We start from the raw sequence: 18553 nt of genomic DNA on the forward strand, positions 1-18553 counted from the left end.
CCGCTGTGGGCCGTCGGGCCGCTGGGGCGCGCGCGGGCACAGCGGCACCCACCGGCAGGCAGCCGGAAGAGAAGCGGCGCACCCCCACCCGACAGCCGCAACCAAGCCCTCGCCATCCCAAGGCCCCGCACCCCAAGGAGCCCCTCCCCATGCCACCCACCGACCCCAACTACTCAACCCTCCGCACCCAGTTGGCCTCCCTCACCACCGAGGCATACCGCCCCGACCTCGCCGACATCGACCGCCGCCCCACCCTCGACATCGCCCGCCTGATGAACGAGGAGGACACCACCGTCCCCACCGCCGTCGCCGAGCGCCTCCCCGAGATCGCGGCCGCCATCGACGCCGCCGCCGCCCGGATGGCCCGCGGCGGCCGCCTGATCTACGCCGGCGCCGGTACGGCCGGCCGCCTCGGCGTCCTGGACGCCAGCGAGTGCCCGCCGACCTTCAACACCGACCCCTCCGAGGTCCTCGGCCTGATCGCGGGCGGCCCGTCCGCGATGGTCACCGCCGTCGAGGGCGCCGAGGACAGCAGGGAGCTGGCCGCCGCCGACCTGACCGCGCTCGCCGTCGCCGACCGCGACATCGTCGTCGGCATCTCCGCCTCCGGCCGCACGCCGTACGCCGTCGGCGCGGTCGAGCACGCCCGAACGATCGGCGCCCTGACCATCGGCCTGTCCTGCAACGCCGATTCCGCCCTCGCCGCGGCCGCCGAGCACGGCATCGAGATCGTCGTCGGCCCCGAGCTGATCACCGGCTCCACCCGCCTCAAGGCAGGCACCGCCCAGAAGCTCGTCCTCAACATGATCTCGACGATCACCATGATCCGGCTGGGCAAGACCTTCGGGAATCTGATGGTCGACGTCCGAGCCTCCAACGACAAACTACGGGCCCGCTCGCGCCGCATCGTCGCGCTCGCCACCGGGGCCTCCGACCTGGAGATCGAGGCCGCCCTCACCGAAACCGACGGTGAGGTGAAGAACGCCATCCTCGTCCTGCTCGGCGGCGTGGACGGTCACGAAGCCACCCGCCTCCTCAACGCCTCCAAGGGCCACCTCCGCACCGCCCTCCAGTCCACCACCGGTCACGCCCATACGACCTGACCCACCGTCAGCCATCCGACAGCAAGGCGCCACACATGACCGAAGACAAGAACCGCGCCATCGCCGCCGCGCTCCTCCCTCTCGTCGGCGGCGCCAACAACGTCACCTCCGTCGCCCACTGCATGACCCGCCTCCGCCTGGGCATCCAGGACCGCACCCTCGTCCAGGACGACGCCCTCAAGGCACTCCCCGCCGTCCTGGGCGTGGTGGAGGACGACACCTACCAGATCGTCCTGGGCCCCGGCACGGTCGCCCGAGTCACCCCCGAGTTCGAACGCCTGACAGCCGAGACCGGCAACTCCGATAACGCTCCGCAGGAACAAATCACTCTCCGTAATCGTTGCCGTAAAAAGGAAGAAAGCGGCGCCCCAGCGGCCCCCTCAAAAGCCGCCCCCCACCACCCCCGCCCCCACAGCACCACCCCAACAGTCACTGCCACCCCAACAGACACTGCAACAGACGCCCCACCCCCGACAGACGCCCCGCCCCCAACAGACATCACCACCCCCGCAGCCACCACCGCCGGCGACCTTGCCTCCCAAGGCGCCGCCCTCAAGGCCCGCCAAAAGGCCCGCAACGCCACCCCCGTCAAACTCTTCCTCCGCCGCATCGCCAACATCTTCGTGCCGCTCATCCCCGCCCTGATCGGCTGCGGCATCATCGCCGGCCTCAACGGCCTGCTGACCAACGCCGGTTGGCTCCCCTCTCTGATCCCCGTCCTGACCGCCATCGCCTCCGGCTTCATGTCCCTGATCGCGGTCTTCGTCGGCTACAACACCGCGAAGGAGTTCGGCGGCACCCCTGTCCTCGGCGGCGCGGTCGCCGCGGTGATCGTCTTCCCCGGCATCGCCAACGTCACCGCCTTCGGCCAGAAGCTCGCCCCCGGGCAGGGCGGCGTCCTCGGCGCCCTCGCCGCCGCCCTCCTCGCCGCCCAGTTGGAGAAACAGCTCCGCAGACGCATCCCCGAGGCCCTGGACGTCCTCCTCACGCCCACCCTCACCGTTCTGCTCACCGGCCTGGTCACCGTCTTCGGCCTGATGTACGTCGCCGGTGAGGTCTCCACCGCCATCGGCACCACCGCCGACTGGCTGCTCGCCCACGGCGGCGCCCTCGCCGGCTTCCTCCTCGGCGGCCTCTTCCTTCCCCTCGTCATGCTGGGCCTCCACCAGGCCCTCATCCCCATCCACACCACCCTGATCCAACAGCAGGGCTATACGACCCTCCTCCCGATCCTCGCCATGGCCGGCGCGGGCCAGGTCGGCGCCGCCCTCGCCGTCTACCTCCGCCTCCCCCGCAACCGCCCGATCCGCACGACGATCCGTTCCGCCCTCCCCGCGGGCTTCCTGGGTGTCGGCGAGCCCCTGATCTACGGCGTCTCCCTCCCCCTCGGCCGCCCCTTCGCCACCGCCTGCGTCGGCGGCGCGTTCGGCGGGGGCTTCGTCGGCCTGTTCAACCAACTCGGCGACGCCGTCGGCTCCACCGCCATCGGCCCCTCCGGCTGGGCCCTCTTCCCCCTGGTCAAGGGCAATCACTCGCTCGGCACGACGGTCATCGTCTACGCCCTCGGTCTCCTCATCGGCTACGCGGTCGGCTTCGCCGCCACCTACCTCTTCGGCCTCAGCAAGCAGCAACGCGCGGTTCTGAACGCGACCCCCGAGGCACCGCACGCGAAACAGGAAGGCGAAGCCGACGCGGCACCCCCCGACACCCCCCGGCGACCGGACCCGGACGCCCGGAACACCGCTCTCGAAGGAATCGGGTAAGCAGCCGCCCCCACAAGCGCACCTACAGCGGAGGCAGTGGAGGCAACTGCGTCGAGGTGGCCACCTGGCGCAAGTCGTCCCACAGTGGCGGCGACGGCGACAACTGCCTGGAATTCTCCGACGGCCACGCCGGCGTCGTCCCCGTTCGCGACTCCAAGGCCCCCCACGGCCCGGCGCTCGTGTTTCGGGCGGCGGCATGATCCGCGTTCATCGACGGCATCAAGGCGAGCTGACCAACTCCAGCCGACCTCGGAGCCCCGGGCCAACCCCCGGGGCTCAAGCCTCGTAATCCGAGCCCTCTTTCCAAGGAACGGGCGGACGGACCAGTACCCACCCACCCTCCCCCGCACCCCAACTCCCGCGCACACCAGGCCGGATGACGTTCCGTAGCGGGCTTGCCACGCAGCGTCCCGCCCGTCTAGCGTGCGCAGCAACAAAACAACCCCGGCAGGTGCTACCAACACCACGCCGGGGTCTCACCATCAAGATCGACGCAAGAGGAATCCCGATCTCGTGGCTGACGAAAACTCTAGCCTTCCCGCGGCCTCATACGCAGCCCCCCACCCCCGCGCCAAACCAGGTTTCGGCAAACGCAGCGCCCCGGACCAACACCCCCGCCGCGCCACCGACTTCGCTCACCTCCCCCGCCGCGAGGCGTCCATCGCCGCGTACCTAGACCGGCTCCCCGAAGGGGCCGACGTCTCGGTGAAGACGCTGGCCAGGGTCTTGCCGGACTACGGGCAGTGCGCCCTCCGCACCGCCCTGCGTCGGCTATCGGAGGCCGGTCATCTGCGGCGGTTCACCGAGACGTTCATCGGCAGCGGTGGCAGCCCGCAGTGGGTGACGCGGACGTACTTCTCCCGTACGGCACGGGACGACTCCTGGTGGGCGGCCTTACCCGCCGGGAACGTGCCGCAGGCCGAAGCGGACGAGCACCGACCAGCGCATCCCACCCCCTCCCGTCCGCCCAGCCCCGCCTACGCCCTCCTCGCGGGCCTCGGCCGGATCGAACCCCGCCTGACGCTCTCGGCGGCCGACTGCACCTCACTGGCACCGCACGTCGCGGAATGGCTGGCCAGGGGCGCGTCACCGGACCAGGTCCTCACCGCGTTGACGGCCGGGCTGCCCACCCCCGTCCACCACCCGGCCCGGTTCACCCTGTCCCGGCTGACAGCCAAGTTGCCACCCGTCATCACCCAGGTCCCCGCCGCACCGGCCGTCACACCGCCGCCCGCCACACCGCTCCGCATCATGGAGTGCACCGTCTGCCGCGCGCCGGGACGCCCCACGGCACTCCCCGGCGGCATCTGCCGCTCCTGCCGGGACGAAACCGCCGAGACCGACGAACCCAACGGGATCGGCGAACCCAACGGAACCAACAGAATCAACGGGATCAACAGGACCGGCGGGACCCCACCGGCCCACGGTCCGACCCCGCTCACCCCAGACCGACTCACTCCAGACCGAGTTACTCCAGACCGACTCACTCCGGACCGAGTGACTCCGGACCGGCTCGCTCCGAACCAGCCTGCCCCGGACCGGCCTGCTCCGGACCGGCCTGCTCCGGACCAGCTCGCTCCGGAGCGGGTCCGTTCCCGCGCCCGGCAGGTTCGGTCCGCCATACACGCCTGAGTCCTTCCACGTACCGCTCCCACGGGCCGTCCCAGTGGCCGGCCCAGCGTCGCCGCCGGCGGGCCGAGCGGCCCAACTCGCAGGCCAACAGGGCGAACCACACGCCCACCAGCGTCAGGTGCACGCGCTGCGGGACGCCGTGCCAGCCGGGGTGGCCGATGAGCGGGCCGACGGTCAGGATCGCGGCGGGCATGGCCACGGCCAGGACGCGCGGGCCCCAGCGGCGGACCAGTGGCATGGGCGGACGCTGTACGGCGGCGGCGCGGCTGAGGGTCGCCATCGAGGCGAACAGGAAGAAGTGGGCGAAGGCGCTGGTGGCGGTGTGCCAGGGATGGACCGCCACGCAGCCGGGCTCCACCGAGGGGGCGCAGGTCATGGGGAGGATGACGTCGGCCAGCGAGGAGAGGCCGAGGCCGACCAGCGCGAGCCAGCCGGTGCGGGCCCAGCGCCCGTGGCCGGCGGGCGTACTGCGTGCCAGTAGGGCGCCGGTGATGACCAGGAGCGCGCAGCCGCTCTCCAGGCCGCCGAAGAGGTGGCGCAGCGGCTGGTCGGCGGCGTAGAGCTCGCTGACGTAGGAGTGGCGGGGGTCGAGGCCGGTGCGGAGGCGGAATTCCAGCAGCCACCAGTTGTAGAGCAGGGCGGCGACGGCGAAGAGGAAGGCCGCCGTCGCCTCCCGGCCGGCGTAGCGGGTGGTGGGGGTGACCACGGGCTCGTAGACGGTGCGGGCACCGGTCCGCGTGGGGTTCGGGACGTTCGGCACGGGCGGGTCCTGTTCCGGGTGGGGGCGGGGGCCTAGTGCGAAGGTTCTCCCCGGCAAAGCCCTCCCCATTGGCGCGCCGGTCGGAGGCGCGCCGAGCCTTCACCCGTCAGGCCCAGCCAATCCCCTGATCACATGATCCAGCCAATTACGGCATCGGGTTTGGGGTTCCGTCGGGGTATCGGACGATCGCCGGGCGACCGCTTTCCGACCGTTCTCGATCAAGGGAACATACGTTCGCGCGAGCAACGCATCATTCTCGATCGATCACCGATCACGCTCCCGTATAGCGGCGATCATGACTGTCCACATACAACCTGGTGCGGAGAGTGACGGACCCGTTGTCATTGCCTCGCCGGGATACGGATGCGAACCACAACGGCTTCGCCCCGGCATCTGATCCGCGGGGAGGAACCACAGCAATGGTCCAGACACAGAGCACCACGCATTGGCGCAACGGGCACAGGGGGGCACGGGAGGGGCGGCCGCCGCATCAGCGCGGCGGTGGCCTGCGCGGCGGTGGTCGGCTCGGTGGTGTTCGTCGGCGCCCCGGCCGCCCAGGCGGCCACGCCCCCGAGGCACCCTCGACGGCTTCGGCATCCTCGCCGACGAGCTCAACAAGTTGGCGCCCATCCTGGGGTTCGCCGTGGAGAACCCGATCCGGGAGCACTGCTTCGTCCCGGCGGTCAGCGCGGTCGCCGTACGGGAGCCGAGCAACCACGCCGACCTCTACCGCCCGATCGACGAACTCGACCCGGACGAGAGCCCCCTGGACGACTTCGTCCTGGCCGCGCGGAACGAGGAGCACACCCTGATCACCGAAGAGCTGTCCACCTGGCTCCTCGACCGCCTGCCGTAACACCGGCCGTAACAAGGGCCCCACCGCCGGCCGCAGCCCCATAGCCGCATAAGGCGGAGGGTCCGGAGAGAAAACGCCGCCGGGGCGGTACCCCCTGGGAGAGGAGGTACCGCCCCGGCGAACGAGCGGACGTTGATCGACCAGCGGCCGGAGCCGCGGCGGATCAGAAGTCCATGTCACCGCCCGGCATGCCGCCCGGAGCGGCCGCAGCGGCCTTCTCCGGCTTGTCGGCGATGACGGCCTCGGTGGTGAGGAACAGCGCCGCGATGGAGGCGGCGTTCTGCAGCGCGGAGCGCGTGACCTTGGCGGGGTCGATGATGCCCTCGCCGATCATGTCGACGTACTCGCCGGTCGCGGCGTTCAGGCCGTGACCCGGAGTCAGGTTGCGCACCTTCTCCACGATGACGCCACCCTCAAGGCCGGCGTTCACGGAGATCTGCTTGAGCGGGGCCTCCAGGGCCAGCTTCACGGCGGCGGCACCGGTGGCCTCGTCGCCGTCCAGCTCCAGCTTCTCGAAGACCGAGGAAGCCTGGAGCAGGGCCACGCCACCACCGGCGACGATGCCCTCCTCGACGGCCGCCTTCGCGTTGCGAACGGCGTCCTCGATGCGGTGCTTGCGCTCCTTGAGCTCGACCTCGGTCGCGGCGCCGGCCTTGATGACGGCCACGCCGCCGGCCAGCTTCGCGAGGCGCTCCTGGAGCTTCTCGCGGTCGTAGTCCGAGTCGCTGTTCTCGATCTCGGCGCGGATCTGGTTGACCCGGCCCTGAACCTGCTCGCTGTCACCGGCACCGTCGACGATGGTGGTCTCGTCCTTGGTGATGACGACCTTGCGGGCGCGGCCGAGCAGGTCGAGACCGGCGTTCTCCAGCTTGAGGCCGACCTCCTCGGAGATGACGGTGCCACCGGTGAGGATGGCGATGTCGCCGAGCATGGCCTTGCGGCGGTCACCGAAGCCGGGCGCCTTGACCGCGACGGACTTGAAGGTGCCGCGGATCTTGTTGACGACCAGGGTCGACAGGGCCTCGCCCTCGACGTCCTCGGCGATGATCAGCAGCGGCTTGCCGGACTGCATGACCTTCTCCAGGAGAGGCAGCAGGTCCTTCACGTTGCCGATCTTGGAGTTGACGATGAGGATGTACGGGTCCTCAAGCGCCGCCTCCATGCGCTCCATGTCGGTCGCGAAGTACGCCGAGATGTAGCCCTTGTCGAAGCGCATACCCTCGGTGAGTTCCAGCTCCAGACCGAAGGTCTGGGACTCCTCGACGGTGATGACGCCTTCCTTGCCGACCTTGTCCATCGCCTCGGCGATCAGCTCGCCGATCTGCGGGTCGGCGGCGGAGATGGACGCGGTGGAGGCGATCTGCTCCTTGGTCTCGATCTCCTTGGCCTGGTCGAGCAGCGCACCGGAGACGGCCTCGACGGCCTTCTCGATGCCGCGCTTCAGGGCCATCGGGTTGGCGCCGGCGGCGACGTTGCGCAGGCCCTCGCGGACCAGCGCCTGGGCCAGGACGGTCGCGGTCGTCGTGCCGTCACCGGCGACGTCGTCCGTCTTCTTCGCGACCTCCTTGACCAGCTCGGCGCCGATCTTCTCGTACGGGTCCTCCAGCTCGATCTCCTTGGCGATGGAAACACCATCGTTGGTGATCGTGGGGGCGCCCCACTTCTTCTCAAGGACGACGTTGCGGCCCTTGGGGCCGAGGGTGACCTTGACGGCGTCGGCGAGCTGGTTCATACCGCGCTCAAGGCCGCGCCGCGCCTCCTCGTCGAACGCGATGATCTTGGCCATGTGAAGTGGTCCCTCCGGACTGATGGGGGTCCCCCTGCCCGAACGAAGCCGAGAGCTTGGGGGAGGAAATATCGGACCGTGTTGGCGCCCGCGACGGACGGCCTGCATACCGTGTGGTTCCTTGCCCCACCTGGCGTGCGGGCCTCACCGACCCGGTCCACATTCAGCACTCTCACTGGGAGAGTGCTAACGCAATGATTAGCACTCGCACCCATCGAGTGCAAGCGCTTGGCGGTCGGACCCCTCGTCCGTGAGACGGTCGGACCCCCGTCCGCGAGACGACCGGGCCCCGCCTCCGAGACAGCTACCACCGCCCGCGCGCGCCCGCGTACCACCCCCGTGAGGCGCCCGTGACACCCGAGACGCCCGAGAACGGCAAGGCGCCCGCGACGCCCGGAAGCGGTGGGGCGCCTATGCCGTCCGGGAACGACAGAAGGCCCGCAACCCCGTACTCGGGGATGCGGGCCTTCTTCCAACGATGCAGTCGGTCGCCGCCTCAGGCGGCGACCCGGACCATGTCCGCCTGTGGCCCCTTCTGGCCCTGCGAGATCTCGAACTCGACTCGCTGACCCTCCTCAAGGGTGCGGTACCCGTCCATCTGGATCGCGCTGTAGTGGACGAAAACATCCGCACCACCGTCGACCGCGATGAAGCCGTACCCCTTCTCCGCGTTGAACCACTTGACGGTGCCCTGAGCCATGCCTAACTCCCCTATTACTGGCCCTTGCGCAGGACCGCACTCCGCGGACCCGGGTCAGACCTCACCCCGCCGGAAATGGTCCGTGGGATGTGCGCCGGAACGCGTCGACCGCCGCTGAATGTATCTGGACCAATGCCCAGCGCAACAGGTCAATCGGACGAGAATTCTGGCGCCAGGGAATCGGCTGTATGTACTCAAATGCCGTTATCTCAGGCCAAGTCGGGCCAGGAATAAGCCGCGCAAACGACAAAACGCGCACACAACTTGCGCACAAGTCCCCGCGATCTCATATGCGTTCGGCATGCACGCGGAGATAACCGGAGGGGGATCGCCCCAATGGTATCCCCTTTCACAACACGGAATTGCCCCGTCCGTTTAGTACGGACGGGGCAATTTCCGGTCACTACCGGCAAAGAGTTGGCGCAATTTCGATCGGCGCGTTCAACACCGGCGCCGGCGGGCGCGTCAGCGTCGGCTACCGGGTCAGCAACCGCCCGCCACTGCCGGAATGATCGAGACGCCCGCACCGTCCGGGGTCGGTGTCGCAAGGCCCTGCTCGAAGCGGACGTCGTCGTCGTTGACGTAGACGTTCACGAAGCGGCGCAGCTTGCCCGCGTCGTCGAGCACCCGGGCCGCGATGCCCTGGTGGTTCTTCTCCAGGTCGGCGATGACCTCGGAGAGGGTCGCGCCCTCGGCGGCCACCTCGGCCTCGCCTCCGGTGTACGTGCGCAGGATGGTGGGGATGCGGACCTTGACGCTCATGGTTCTGCCTTCCAGGGAAGTACGGGTGCGGAATCGGGGCGGGCGGAGGGCCGACTCAGCCGGCCAGGCCGGCCGCACGGAACGCGTCCAGGTTCGGCCGGATGGTGGCGGAGGGCCCGGCGGCGACGGCGTCGAGGGTCTTGAGGCCGTCACCGGTGTTCAGCACGACGGTGGTCAGCGACGGGTCCAGGATGCCGTTCTCGATGAGCTTCCTGGTCACGCCGACGGTCACGCCGCCCGCGGTCTCCGCGAAGATTCCCTCCGTACGGGCCAGCAGCTTGATCGCGTCCACGATCTGCGGGTCGGTGACGTCCTCGACCGCACCGCCGGTGCGCCGCGCGATGTCGAGTACGTACGGGCCGTCCGCCGGGTTGCCGATCGCCAGCGACTTGGCGATGGTGTTCGGCTTCTGCGGCTTGACGACCTCGTGTCCGGCCTTGAAGGCCACGGACACCGGAGAGCAGCCCTCGGCCTGGGCGCCGAAGATCTTGTACGGCTTGTCCTCGACCAGACCGAGGGCGATCAGCTCCTTCAGCCCCTTGTCGATCTTGGTGAGCTGGGAGCCGGACGCGATCGGGATGACGAGCTGGTCCGGCAGCTGCCAGCCCAACTGCTCGCAGATCTCGTACGCCAGCGTCTTGGAGCCCTCGCCGTAGTAGGGGCGGAGGTTGACGTTGACGAAGCCCCAGCCCTCGCCCAGCGGGTCGCCGATGAGCTCGGAGCAGAAGCGGTTCACGTCGTCGTAGTTGCCCTCGATGGCGACCAGGTCACCGCCGTAGACCGCGGCCATCACGACCTTGCCGGGCTCCAGGTCGTGCGGGATGAAGACGCAGGACTTGAGGCCCGCGCGACGCGCCGCGGCGCCGACCGCACCGGCCAGGTTGCCGGTCGAGGAGCAGGACAGGGTGGTGAAGCCGAAGGCGCGGGCGGCCTCGACGGCGATCGCGACGACCCGGTCCTTGAAGGAGTGGGTGGGGTTGCCGGAGTCGTCCTTGACGTACAGGCCGCCGGTGACGCCCAGCTCGGCGGCGAGCCGGTCGGCCTTGACGAGCTTGGTGAAGCCGGGGTTGAGGTTGGGCTTGTCGGCCACGTCGGCGGGGACGGGCAGCAGCGGGGCGTAGCGCCAGATGTTGGCGGGTCCGGCCTCGATCCGCTTCTTCAGTTCCTCGGGGTCGCCGCCGGGGAGCTCGTAGGCGACTTCCAGCGGGCCGAAACACTCCTGGCACGCGAAGATCGGGCCGAGCGAAAAGCGCTGTCCGCATTCGCGACAGGACAGCGCGACGGCGGGGCCGAGGGAGACAGCGGGAGCGGATTCGGTGACTTGCACAGCCATGGAGGCGAGGCCCTTTCTCCTCATCTTCCTCACGACGCATCTCGCCGTGAGACGGATTTGGCACCTTCCCTAGCCGGGAGCCTCGCGCGCGCACTGTGCTGACTTGCGGCGGAGACCGGCTGGAGGGTTGCCGGGGCTTCAACGGGCCGTATCCCTCTGCCCCTCTGGATGAGCGGTATGGCGCTGGGTCGAAACCCAGGCGTTTGTTGCGCGGCGACCCCGACATGCGAGGGTCATCCGCGTTGTTCAAGACTGTAACCGAAGGCACTCGCCGTTGAGATAGTCGTCCGGTCCGCGAGATGGATCACATAACGGGCTTCCGTTCGGGGGCCACCGAGGAGAGTCGTAGACGTGCTGGAAGAAGTGGAGCGCTGGCTGGCCGGCCGCTCCTGGTCCGCCGCGGACCGCCCGTTGGAGCGGCTGGTGGAGGCCAAGCGGCAATCGGGCCGGACGGTCAGCGTGGTGCTGCCCGCGCTCGATGAGGAGGCGACGGTCGGCGCGATCGTCGCGGCGATCCGTGCCGACCTCATGACCGAGGAGGTGCCGCTGGTCGACGAGCTGGTGGTGCTGGACTCGGGCTCCACCGACCGTACCGCCGAGGTCGCCGCGGCGGCCGGTGCCCGGGTCGTCCACCGGGACAGTGTGCTGCCCCGGATTCCGGCGCTGCCCGGCAAGGGCGAGGTGCTGTGGCGCTCACTGCTGGTGACCGGCGGCGACATCATCTGTTTCGTCGACGCCGATCTGCGGGAATTCTCGTCCACCTTCGTCTCGGGGATCGTCGGGCCGCTGCTGACCGATCCGGAGATCCACTTCGTCAAGGCGATGTACGACCGGCCGCTGGAGACCGGGGAGGGCCGGGTGCCCGCGGCCGGCCGGGGCGAGCAGGGCGGCCGGGTCACCGAGCTGGTCGCCCGGCCGCTGCTCAACCTCCACTGGCCGCAGCTGGCCGGGTTCGTGCAGCCGCTCGGGGGGGAGTACGCGGCCCGTCGCTCGCTGCTGGAGCGGCTGCCGTTCCCGGTCGGTTACGGGGTGGAACTGGGGCTGCTGGTGGACGCCCTGCACACGGTCGGACTGGACGCGCTCGCCCAGGTGGACGTAGGGGTGCGCAAGCACCGCCACCAGGGCGGCCAGGCGCTCGGCCGGATGGCCGCCGCGATCTACCGCACCGCTCAACTCCGGCTGGCCCGCGGCCACTTGGTGCGGCCCCGGCTGACCCAGTTCGACCGCGGGGAGAACGGCTTCGTGCCGCGGACGACGGAGGTGGACACCGAGGAGCGGCCGCCGATGGCCGGAATACCGGAGTACGCGGAACGGCGGGCGGCCTGAGGGGCGATCCGTACGTTTGCGCGGATCCCCTGCGGGTTAATGTCGCGACATGGTCTCCGAGCGCAGTGCGGTCCAGCCAGGTGCCGAGGTCCTCGTCGCGTCCAACCGCGGTCCGGTCTCGTACGCCGTGGGGGCGGGCGGTGAGCTGACCGCCAAGCGCGGCGGCGGGGGGCTCGTGTCCGGGCTCTCGGCGATCGGGCCCGAGACGGATGCGGTGTGGGTGTGTGCGGCGCTCGGTGACGGTGACCGGGAGGCGGTGCGGCGGACCGGCGGGCTGCTGGACGCCGCGGACACCGGTGGACAGCGCGTCCGGATGTTGGACATCCCGGCGGATGTGCACGCCGCGGCCTACAACGGCGTCGCCAACTCCGTGCTGTGGTTCGTTCACCACATGCTGTACCAGACGCCGCTGGAGCCGGTCTTCGACGCGGATTTCCGGGGCCAGTGGGCGGCCTACGAGGCGTACAACGCGGCGTTCGCCAGCGCGCTGGCGGACTCCGCGAGTCCCGGCGCGTCGGTGCTGGTGCAGGACTACCACCTGGCACTGGTGCCGGGGATGCTGCGCGAGGTGCGGCCGGACGTCCGGATCGCGCACTTCTCGCACACTCCGTGGGCGCCGCCGGAGTACTTCGCGATGCTGCCGGACGACATCCAACAGCAGCTGGTGCTGGGCATCCTCGGCGCCGACCGGGCGAATTTCCTGACCCAGCGGTGGGCGCGGGCGTTCGCGGCGTGTTGCGAGCGGGCGCTGGGGCCGGACTGCACGGCGCACTGGCCGCGGCACGAGGCGCCCAGCGTGGTCGCGGTGCCGCCGGACCGCAAGGCGCACCGGACCCGGATCGGGGTCCACGGGCTGGGGGCGGACGCGGAGTTCCTGCGGGAGCGGTCGCGGCGGCCCGACGTGGAGGAGCGAATGGCGGCGCTGCGCGAGCAGATCGGCGGCACCGACCGGAAGACCGTCGTCCGGGTGGACCGGACGGAGCTGTCCAAGAACATCGTGCGCGGGCTGCTGGCCTTCCGGCGGTTGCTGGCCGACCGGCCGGAGTGGCGCGAGCGGGTGGTGCACCTGGCGTTCGCCTACCCCTCGCGGCAGGACCTGCCCGTCTACCGCGACTACACCGCGCAGGTCGGCAGGCTCGCCGAGGAGATCAACGCGGAATACGGGACGGCCACCTGGCAGCCGGTCGTGCTGCACGTCAAGGACGACTTCGCGCGGTCGCTGGCCGCGTACCGGCTCGCCGACGTGGCGCTGGTCAACCCGATCCGGGACGGGATGAACCTCGTCGCGAAGGAGGTGCCGGTGGTCTCCGACGCGGGGTGCGCGCTGGTCCTCTCCCGGGAGGCCGGCGCGTGGGAGGAGCTCGGCGCGGACGCGCTGACGGTCAATCCCTACGACGTCGGGCAGACCGCCGAGGCGCTGCACACCGCGCTGACCATGCCGGCCGAGGAGCGGGCCGCCCGGACCGCCCGGCTGGCCACGGCGGCGACCGCGCTGCCGCCCGCCCGGTGGTTCCTGGAGCAGCTGCGGGCCCTGCGCGAATGACCGGCCGCGAGCGGTCCCGCTGCTCCTTGAGAGCTCGGGGAAGGGTGCCCCGCCGGTAGATCGTCAGCGGGCGGGGCTAGCGTGGTGGGCCGTGACAGTGACAACGCTTGCTTCGACGACCGTCGCGTCCGGTCTGCCGGAGCTGACCGCCGCGCGCCTCCTCGACAGCTGGCGGCTCGACCCGTACGCGCTGGTCCTGATTCTCGTCCTGGGCGTCCTCTACGCCTGGGGCGTGATGCGGCTGGCACGGCGCGGGGAGCGCTGGCCGGTGGCCCGGGCGGTGGCGTTCGCCGGCCTGGGGCTGGGCGCCATCGTGGTGGCGACGATGTCGGGCCTGGCGGTCTACGACCACGAGCTGTTCTGGCCGGCCGCGGTGCAGAACATCGTGCTGGACCTGATCGCGCCGCTGGGGCTGGCGCTGGGCGACCCGCTGGCGCTGGCCCTCAAGGCGCTGCCGGCGGAGCGGCGGGCGGCCCGTTGGATGCGCGCGGCGGTCTCCGGCCGGCTCGTCCGCTTCTTGACGTTCCCGCTGGTCAGTACGGTGCTGGTGCTCTCCTCGGAGCTGGCGATCTACTTCACGCCGTACTTTCCGACGGCGCTGCGGCACGGTCCGCTGCACGAGCTGATGTATCTGCAACTGCTGGTCGTCGGCAGTCTTTTCGTGCTGCCGATGCTCACCCGGGAGGAGTTGCTGCCGTCGTGGTGCAGCCATCCGGTGCGGGCGCTGCTGGTCCTGTTGGACGGGTTGGTGGACGCGGTGCCCGGGATCGTGGTGATGACCAGCGGGACGCTGATCGCGGGCGGCTGGTACGCGTCCCAGCACCGGCCGTGGGACCCGAGCCTCCAGCAGGACCAGATGATCGGCGGCGGACTGATGCTGACCATCGCCGAGCTGGTCGGACTGCCGTTCCTGATCGCGGTGTTCGCGGAGTGGGTGCGGGACGAGCGGCGGAAGACGCGGGCGCTGGACGCCCGGCTGGACCGGGAGATGACGGTGGCCGCGGCGGCACCGGCAGCGGCGCAGTCGGCGGCGTCGACGCCGGGGGCACCGGCGGCACCGGCGGCACCGGCTGCGACGACACCTGCGGCGGCGGTTCCGGAGCCGGAGGTGACGCGTCCCTGGTGGGAGACCGACCAGGGCGAGGTCGGCGAACGGTTCCGACGGGGGCGCTAGGGCCCGTCCGATCCTGATCCACCGGACCGTCCCCGGTCCGGCCGTCGTCCTCCCGTCGTCCTCCCGGCAGGCCGGCGGGCCCTTCGTCCGCCCCTTCGGTGCTCCCCGGTGCTCCCCCGCGCCGCGGTTCCGTGGCTGCGGCGGGCCGGAGTGGGGTAGTTCTTTTCCATGCCAATCAGCGCACGGTCACATTCCGCACGATGGGCCGCGGTTGCGGCCGTCGCCGTCCTGGCGACCACGGTCGCCGGCTGTTCGTCGGGGAAGGGGGGCGCCGACCCCAAGAGCGGCGCGTCATCGTCCGGTTCGGCGTCCGCCTCCGCGTCCGCGCCGTCCGGAACGTCCGGGTCGATACCCGTCGGTCCCGGCCCGCAGTCGGCGTACACGGTGCAGCAGCAGCCCGCCCCCGGCTCCTGCCACGTCCACTACACCGCGGACAAACAGCCACTGCCCGACCCCAAGTGCACCCCCGGGGCCACCAATCCCAAGGTCACCCCGCAGACGCTGAAGACCACGATCTGCCAGAGCGGGTACACCAAGGGCATCCGGCCGCCGGTGAGCATCACCGGCCGGGAGAAGACCGCCAACGCCAAGTCGTACGGCTACACCGGCCCGTTGCACGACGCCGAGTACGACCACCTCATCAGCCTCCAGCTGGGCGGCGACCCCAACGATCCGCGCAACCTCTGGGTCGAACCGCCGTCCCCGGGGCACAAGCCGGGCGCCGGGCCCAACAACCCCAAGGACGGCGTGGAGAACAAGCTCAAGGCCGCCATCTGCTCCGGCAAGGCCGACCTGGCGAAGGCGCAGCAGGCCATCGCACACGACTGGACGACGGCGCTGTCCTCACTGGGCCTCAAGGAGTAGCCGGGCCATCCTCGGCCGGGCCGTCCCCGGGCGGGTCCTCCTCGGTCCCACCCGCGGCGTTCCGCTCCGTCGCCTCCGGTAGGTGCTCGATCCGGTCCGCGAGGGCGTTGAGCAGGGCCACCACGCCCGTCGGGCCGTCGACGACCAGGTCGGCGCGGTCGGCGAGTTCGGTGACCTCGCTGCTGCCGCTGCACACCAGGACGCCGCCGGTCCCGTCGGAGCGCAGCTTCTCGACGGCGGCGAAGGCGGCGAGGTCGCCGAGGTCGTCGCCGGCGTAGAGGACGGCGGCGGCCCCGGTCTCCTCGACCCATTCGGCGAGCGCGACGCCCTTGTCCATACCGGGCGGGCGCAGCTCCAGCACCAGCCGGCCCGGTTCGACGATCAGGCCGTGGCGTTCGGCGAGTGCGGTGAGTGGTTCCCGCAGTTGCTCGAAGGCGCCCTGCGGGTCGGCGGCGCGGCGGGTGTGCACGGCGATGGCGCGGCCGCCCTTGCGCTCGACGGCGGTCTCGACCCAGGTGCCGCGCCAGACCCCGGAGCGGTCCAGTACGCCGGGGAGTTCGGCCTGTATGGCGGCGATGCCCGGATGCGGGGCGGGCGCGTGCAGGGCGCCGGTCGCGGCGTCCCAGCGTTCGGCGCCGTAGTGGCCGAGGACGACGAGGCGGGGAAGGCCCGGCAGCGCGTCGAAGCCGCCGAGGCGGACCGCGACCCCGGCCGGGCGGCCGGTGATCACGGCGAGGGCGCGCAGGTGCGGGGCGAGGCGGGCGAGGGCCGCGCGGGCGCCGGGGTGGGCGCGGGCCTTGGCGGGGTCGGGGACGATGTCGGCGAGTGTGCCGTCGAAGTCGAGGGCGACGACGGCGCGTTCGGGGTGGGCCAGCAGGGCGGCGAGGCCCTCGCGGCCGGCAGGGGTGTCCGGAGTCGGGACGGCGGGCGGCGCCGGCACGGGGTCCGGTGCCGGTTCGGAAGATGGCGCGGCGTTCGGGGTGCCCATGACGCCGACCCTACCGGCGGGACACGGGCGCACGCCGGGTGTACGGGCGCATCCCAACGGCGGGTCGGCGCGCAGCGCCGTCATCTGGGGGCGGAGGTCGGGCGACGGGCGGGCGGGGTGGCGCGCAGCGGGGCGGCGGGGGTGCGGGCCAGAGAGGTGGGGCGCGGGCCTCGGGCGGGCGGGTCGGCGCGCAGCGCCGTCGTCTGGGGGCGGAGGTCGGGCGGCGGGCGGGCGGGCCGGATGGATTCAGCGCCGGGCGCGCCGGGCGTCCCGTACGCGGCGCAGCCGGTTGACGGTTCCCGGGTCGTGTTCGAGCGCGCGGGGGTCGTCGAGCAGGGCGTTGAGGAGTTGGTAGTAGCGGGTCGGGGAGATGCCGAGCTGTTCGCGGATGGCGCGTTCCTTGGCGCCGGGGCCGGACCAGGAGCGGCGTTCGACGGCGAGCACCGCCTCGTCGCGGGCGGAGAGCCCGCGCGGTGTGCCCTCTCCGGTGCCGTCCGTCATTCCACTCCGCCGTCCGTCGTCACGATCCCACGATAAGCCCACTGCGCGGGGCGTTGCCGGGGCGGGCCCGGGGTGGTCCACCGGGCCCGCGGGCGACGCTATTCGCCGGTGTTGTCGGCGGTGTCTGCGGTGTTCTGGATGTCGGTGAGGGTCGCGGAGGGGTTGCCCTGCGGGCCGACCGTGGCGCCCATCCGGGACTTGATGGTCTTGGAGACCAGCGGCCAGGACGTCTTGTCGGACGGGTAGAAGTGGGCGTTGGGCAGCTGGGTGAGGAAGCCGTGCAGCTTGCCGAACTTGTCGTCGGCGAGCATCGCCTGGGAGGCGGAGGTGGTGACCGGCAGCAGGTTGTAGTCGGCGGAGAACTTCAGGACGTTCTTCTGGCTGTAGACGAAGTCCAGGAACTTGCCGACCTCGGTGGGGTGGCCGTTCTGCTTGAACGCCATCATCCAGTCGGCGACGCCCATGGTGGCCTTGGCCTTGCCGGTGGTGCCGGGGAGTTCGACGGTGCCGTAGTCGACGCCCTTGGCCTCGGCCTGCTTCATCAGGGTGGGGTGGCCGTTGAGCATGCCGACGTCGCCGTTTGCGAAGTCGGCGAAGGCGTCCTCGCGGTTGAGCTTGGCGGGGTCGGTGCCGGTGAGGCCCTTGCCGACGAGGTCCTTCTGGAGCCACTCGAAGGTCTTGACGTTCTCGGGCGAATTGATGGTGTATTTACCGATGTTGTCGGTGTAGTCACCGCCCCCGGCGAGCATCCACTCCAGCGTCTCGGCCTGGGTCTCCTCCGGGCCGAGCGGCAGCGCGAAGGGGATCTTCACGCCGTGCGCCTTGAGCGCCTGGGCGTCGCTGACGATGTCGGCCCAGTTCTGCGGCGGGGTGGTGATGCCCGCCTCGGTGAACAGCTTCTTGTTGTAGAAGAGGCGCCGGGTGCTGGCCCCGAAGGGCATCCCGTACTGCCTCCGCTGGTATTCGCCGGCCTCCGCGAGGGAGGGGGTGAAGTCGGCCTGGACCGGGATGGAGAGCAGGTCGTCGGCGCTGTAGAGCTTGCCGTGGGCGGCGTAGTCGGCGTACGCGCCGATCTGCGCCATGTCGGGGGCCTTGCCGGCGTTGACGAGGTCTTCGACCTTCTTGTCGACGTCGGTCCAGTTGTAGACCTTGACGTCGACCTTGATGCCCGGGTTCTGCTCCTCGAAGGCGTGGACGAGTTCGTCCCAGTAGTGCTGGGAGCTGTTGGCCTTGCTGTCGCCGTAGTCCGCGGCGATCAGCGTGAGGGCGACGCCGTTGCCCTCGGAGCCGCTGCCGCAGCCGGTAAGAGTCAGTGTCATGGTGGCGGCGAGTCCCGCCGCCGCCAGGCTCACGTACCGCCGTCGCACCGCTGTTACCGCCCTTTTATCCCGAAAATTCCGTGCTTGCGGGTATTCCCTCCGTCGTCTTGGGGATCGCCCGCGATCGACGTGGAACAGCGAGT

15 protein-coding genes, 1 pseudogene and 1 riboswitch are annotated in these 18553 nt (G+C 70.8%); of the genes and pseudogenes, 8 read left to right on the forward strand and 8 right to left on the reverse strand.

All coding sequences use genetic code 11. The annotated features are described in order from the left end of the window. Positions 1 to 149 precede the first annotated feature (149 nt). From murQ to ACFVT2_RS20215, 3 genes and pseudogenes are all read left to right on the forward strand, one after another. Positions 150 to 1103 (forward strand): N-acetylmuramic acid 6-phosphate etherase, encoded by a 954-nt coding sequence (gene murQ / locus ACFVT2_RS20205; protein ID WP_390019565.1) that lies wholly within the window; start codon positions 150 to 152, stop codon positions 1101 to 1103. A 35-nt stretch (positions 1104 to 1138) separates the two neighbouring features. Next, a complete protein-coding gene (locus ACFVT2_RS20210) occupies positions 1139 to 2866 on the forward strand; it encodes a PTS transporter subunit EIIC (RefSeq protein WP_390019568.1) in 1728 nt (575 codons plus the stop codon). A gap of 11 nt (positions 2867 to 2877) precedes the next feature. Further along, positions 2878 to 3066: pseudogene (locus tag ACFVT2_RS20215) on the forward strand (DUF397 domain-containing protein); the annotation flags it as partial. Positions 3067 to 4349: 1283 nt separating this feature from the next. Here ACFVT2_RS20215 and ACFVT2_RS20220 read toward each other — a convergent pair. Next, positions 4350 to 5258 (reverse strand): DUF998 domain-containing protein, encoded by a 909-nt coding sequence (locus ACFVT2_RS20220; protein WP_390019571.1) that lies wholly within the window; start codon positions 5256 to 5258, stop codon positions 4350 to 4352. 643 nt (positions 5259 to 5901) lie between these two features. Here ACFVT2_RS20220 and ACFVT2_RS20225 point away from each other — a divergent pair. After that, positions 5902 to 6114 carry a hypothetical protein gene (locus ACFVT2_RS20225; protein ID WP_390019573.1) on the forward strand — a complete coding sequence of 71 codons (213 nt, stop codon included), beginning with the start codon at positions 5902 to 5904 and terminating at the stop codon, positions 6112 to 6114. Positions 6115 to 6277: 163 nt separating this feature from the next. Here the strand turns inward: ACFVT2_RS20225 and groL are convergent, their stop codons facing one another. The 4 genes from groL to thrC form a co-directional block, all read right to left on the reverse strand. Beyond that, the gene (gene groL / locus ACFVT2_RS20230) at positions 6278 to 7900 is read right to left on the reverse strand and encodes a chaperonin GroEL (protein ID WP_100605988.1); all 1623 of its coding nucleotides are present in this window, start codon (positions 7898 to 7900) and stop codon (positions 6278 to 6280) included. Positions 7901 to 8396: 496 nt separating this feature from the next. Beyond that, complete coding sequence (locus ACFVT2_RS20235) at positions 8397 to 8600, reverse strand: cold-shock protein (protein WP_003949956.1); 204 nt, start codon at positions 8598 to 8600, stop codon at positions 8397 to 8399. Between the two features lie 483 nt (positions 8601 to 9083). Continuing rightward, complete coding sequence (locus tag ACFVT2_RS20240; protein ID WP_390019576.1) at positions 9084 to 9362, reverse strand: MoaD/ThiS family protein; 279 nt, start codon at positions 9360 to 9362, stop codon at positions 9084 to 9086. 55 nt (positions 9363 to 9417) lie between these two features. Beyond that, positions 9418 to 10695, reverse strand: coding sequence for a threonine synthase (gene thrC, locus ACFVT2_RS20245; protein WP_390019578.1), 1278 nt, complete (start codon positions 10693 to 10695; stop codon positions 9418 to 9420). 17 nt (positions 10696 to 10712) lie between these two features. Beyond that, positions 10713 to 10870: riboswitch (SAM riboswitch) on the reverse strand. Positions 10871 to 11046: 176 nt separating this feature from the next. Between thrC and ACFVT2_RS20250 the strand changes: the two genes are divergently transcribed. From ACFVT2_RS20250 to ACFVT2_RS20265, 4 genes are all read left to right on the forward strand, one after another. After that, complete coding sequence (locus ACFVT2_RS20250) at positions 11047 to 12021, forward strand: glucosyl-3-phosphoglycerate synthase (RefSeq protein ID WP_390019580.1); 975 nt, start codon at positions 11047 to 11049, stop codon at positions 12019 to 12021. Positions 12022 to 12070: 49 nt separating this feature from the next. Beyond that, positions 12071 to 13564, forward strand: a complete 1494-nt coding sequence (locus ACFVT2_RS20255; RefSeq protein WP_390019582.1) for a trehalose-6-phosphate synthase — start codon at positions 12071 to 12073, stop codon at positions 13562 to 13564. A gap of 91 nt (positions 13565 to 13655) precedes the next feature. Next, complete coding sequence (locus ACFVT2_RS20260; RefSeq protein ID WP_390019585.1) at positions 13656 to 14738, forward strand: cytochrome c oxidase assembly protein; 1083 nt, start codon at positions 13656 to 13658, stop codon at positions 14736 to 14738. A gap of 168 nt (positions 14739 to 14906) precedes the next feature. Further along, positions 14907 to 15602: a hypothetical protein gene (locus tag ACFVT2_RS20265; RefSeq protein ID WP_390019587.1), complete on the forward strand. Its 696-nt coding sequence runs from the start codon at positions 14907 to 14909 to the stop codon at positions 15600 to 15602. Here ACFVT2_RS20265 and otsB read toward each other — a convergent pair. The 3 genes from otsB to ACFVT2_RS20280 all read right to left on the reverse strand — a co-directional run bounded on the left by otsB (position 15592) and on the right by ACFVT2_RS20280 (position 18410). Beyond that, on the reverse strand, positions 15592 to 16590 hold the full coding sequence (gene otsB, locus ACFVT2_RS20270; protein WP_390019589.1) for a trehalose-phosphatase: 999 nt from the start codon (positions 16588 to 16590) through the stop codon (positions 15592 to 15594). The two genes, ACFVT2_RS20265 and otsB, sit on opposite strands and share 11 nt — an antisense overlap. A gap of 246 nt (positions 16591 to 16836) precedes the next feature. Beyond that, entirely contained in the window at positions 16837 to 17091 is a 255-nt protein-coding gene (locus ACFVT2_RS20275) for a DUF3263 domain-containing protein (protein ID WP_390019591.1), read from the reverse strand. A 98-nt stretch (positions 17092 to 17189) separates the two neighbouring features. Continuing rightward, positions 17190 to 18410: an extracellular solute-binding protein gene (locus ACFVT2_RS20280; RefSeq protein ID WP_390019594.1), complete on the reverse strand. Its 1221-nt coding sequence runs from the start codon at positions 18408 to 18410 to the stop codon at positions 17190 to 17192. Between the last annotated feature and the right edge of the window lie 143 nt (positions 18411 to 18553).

This window comes from Streptomyces sp. NPDC058000 (assembly GCF_042886435.1).
Classification (GTDB): Bacteria; Actinomycetota; Actinomycetes; order Streptomycetales; family Streptomycetaceae; genus Streptomyces.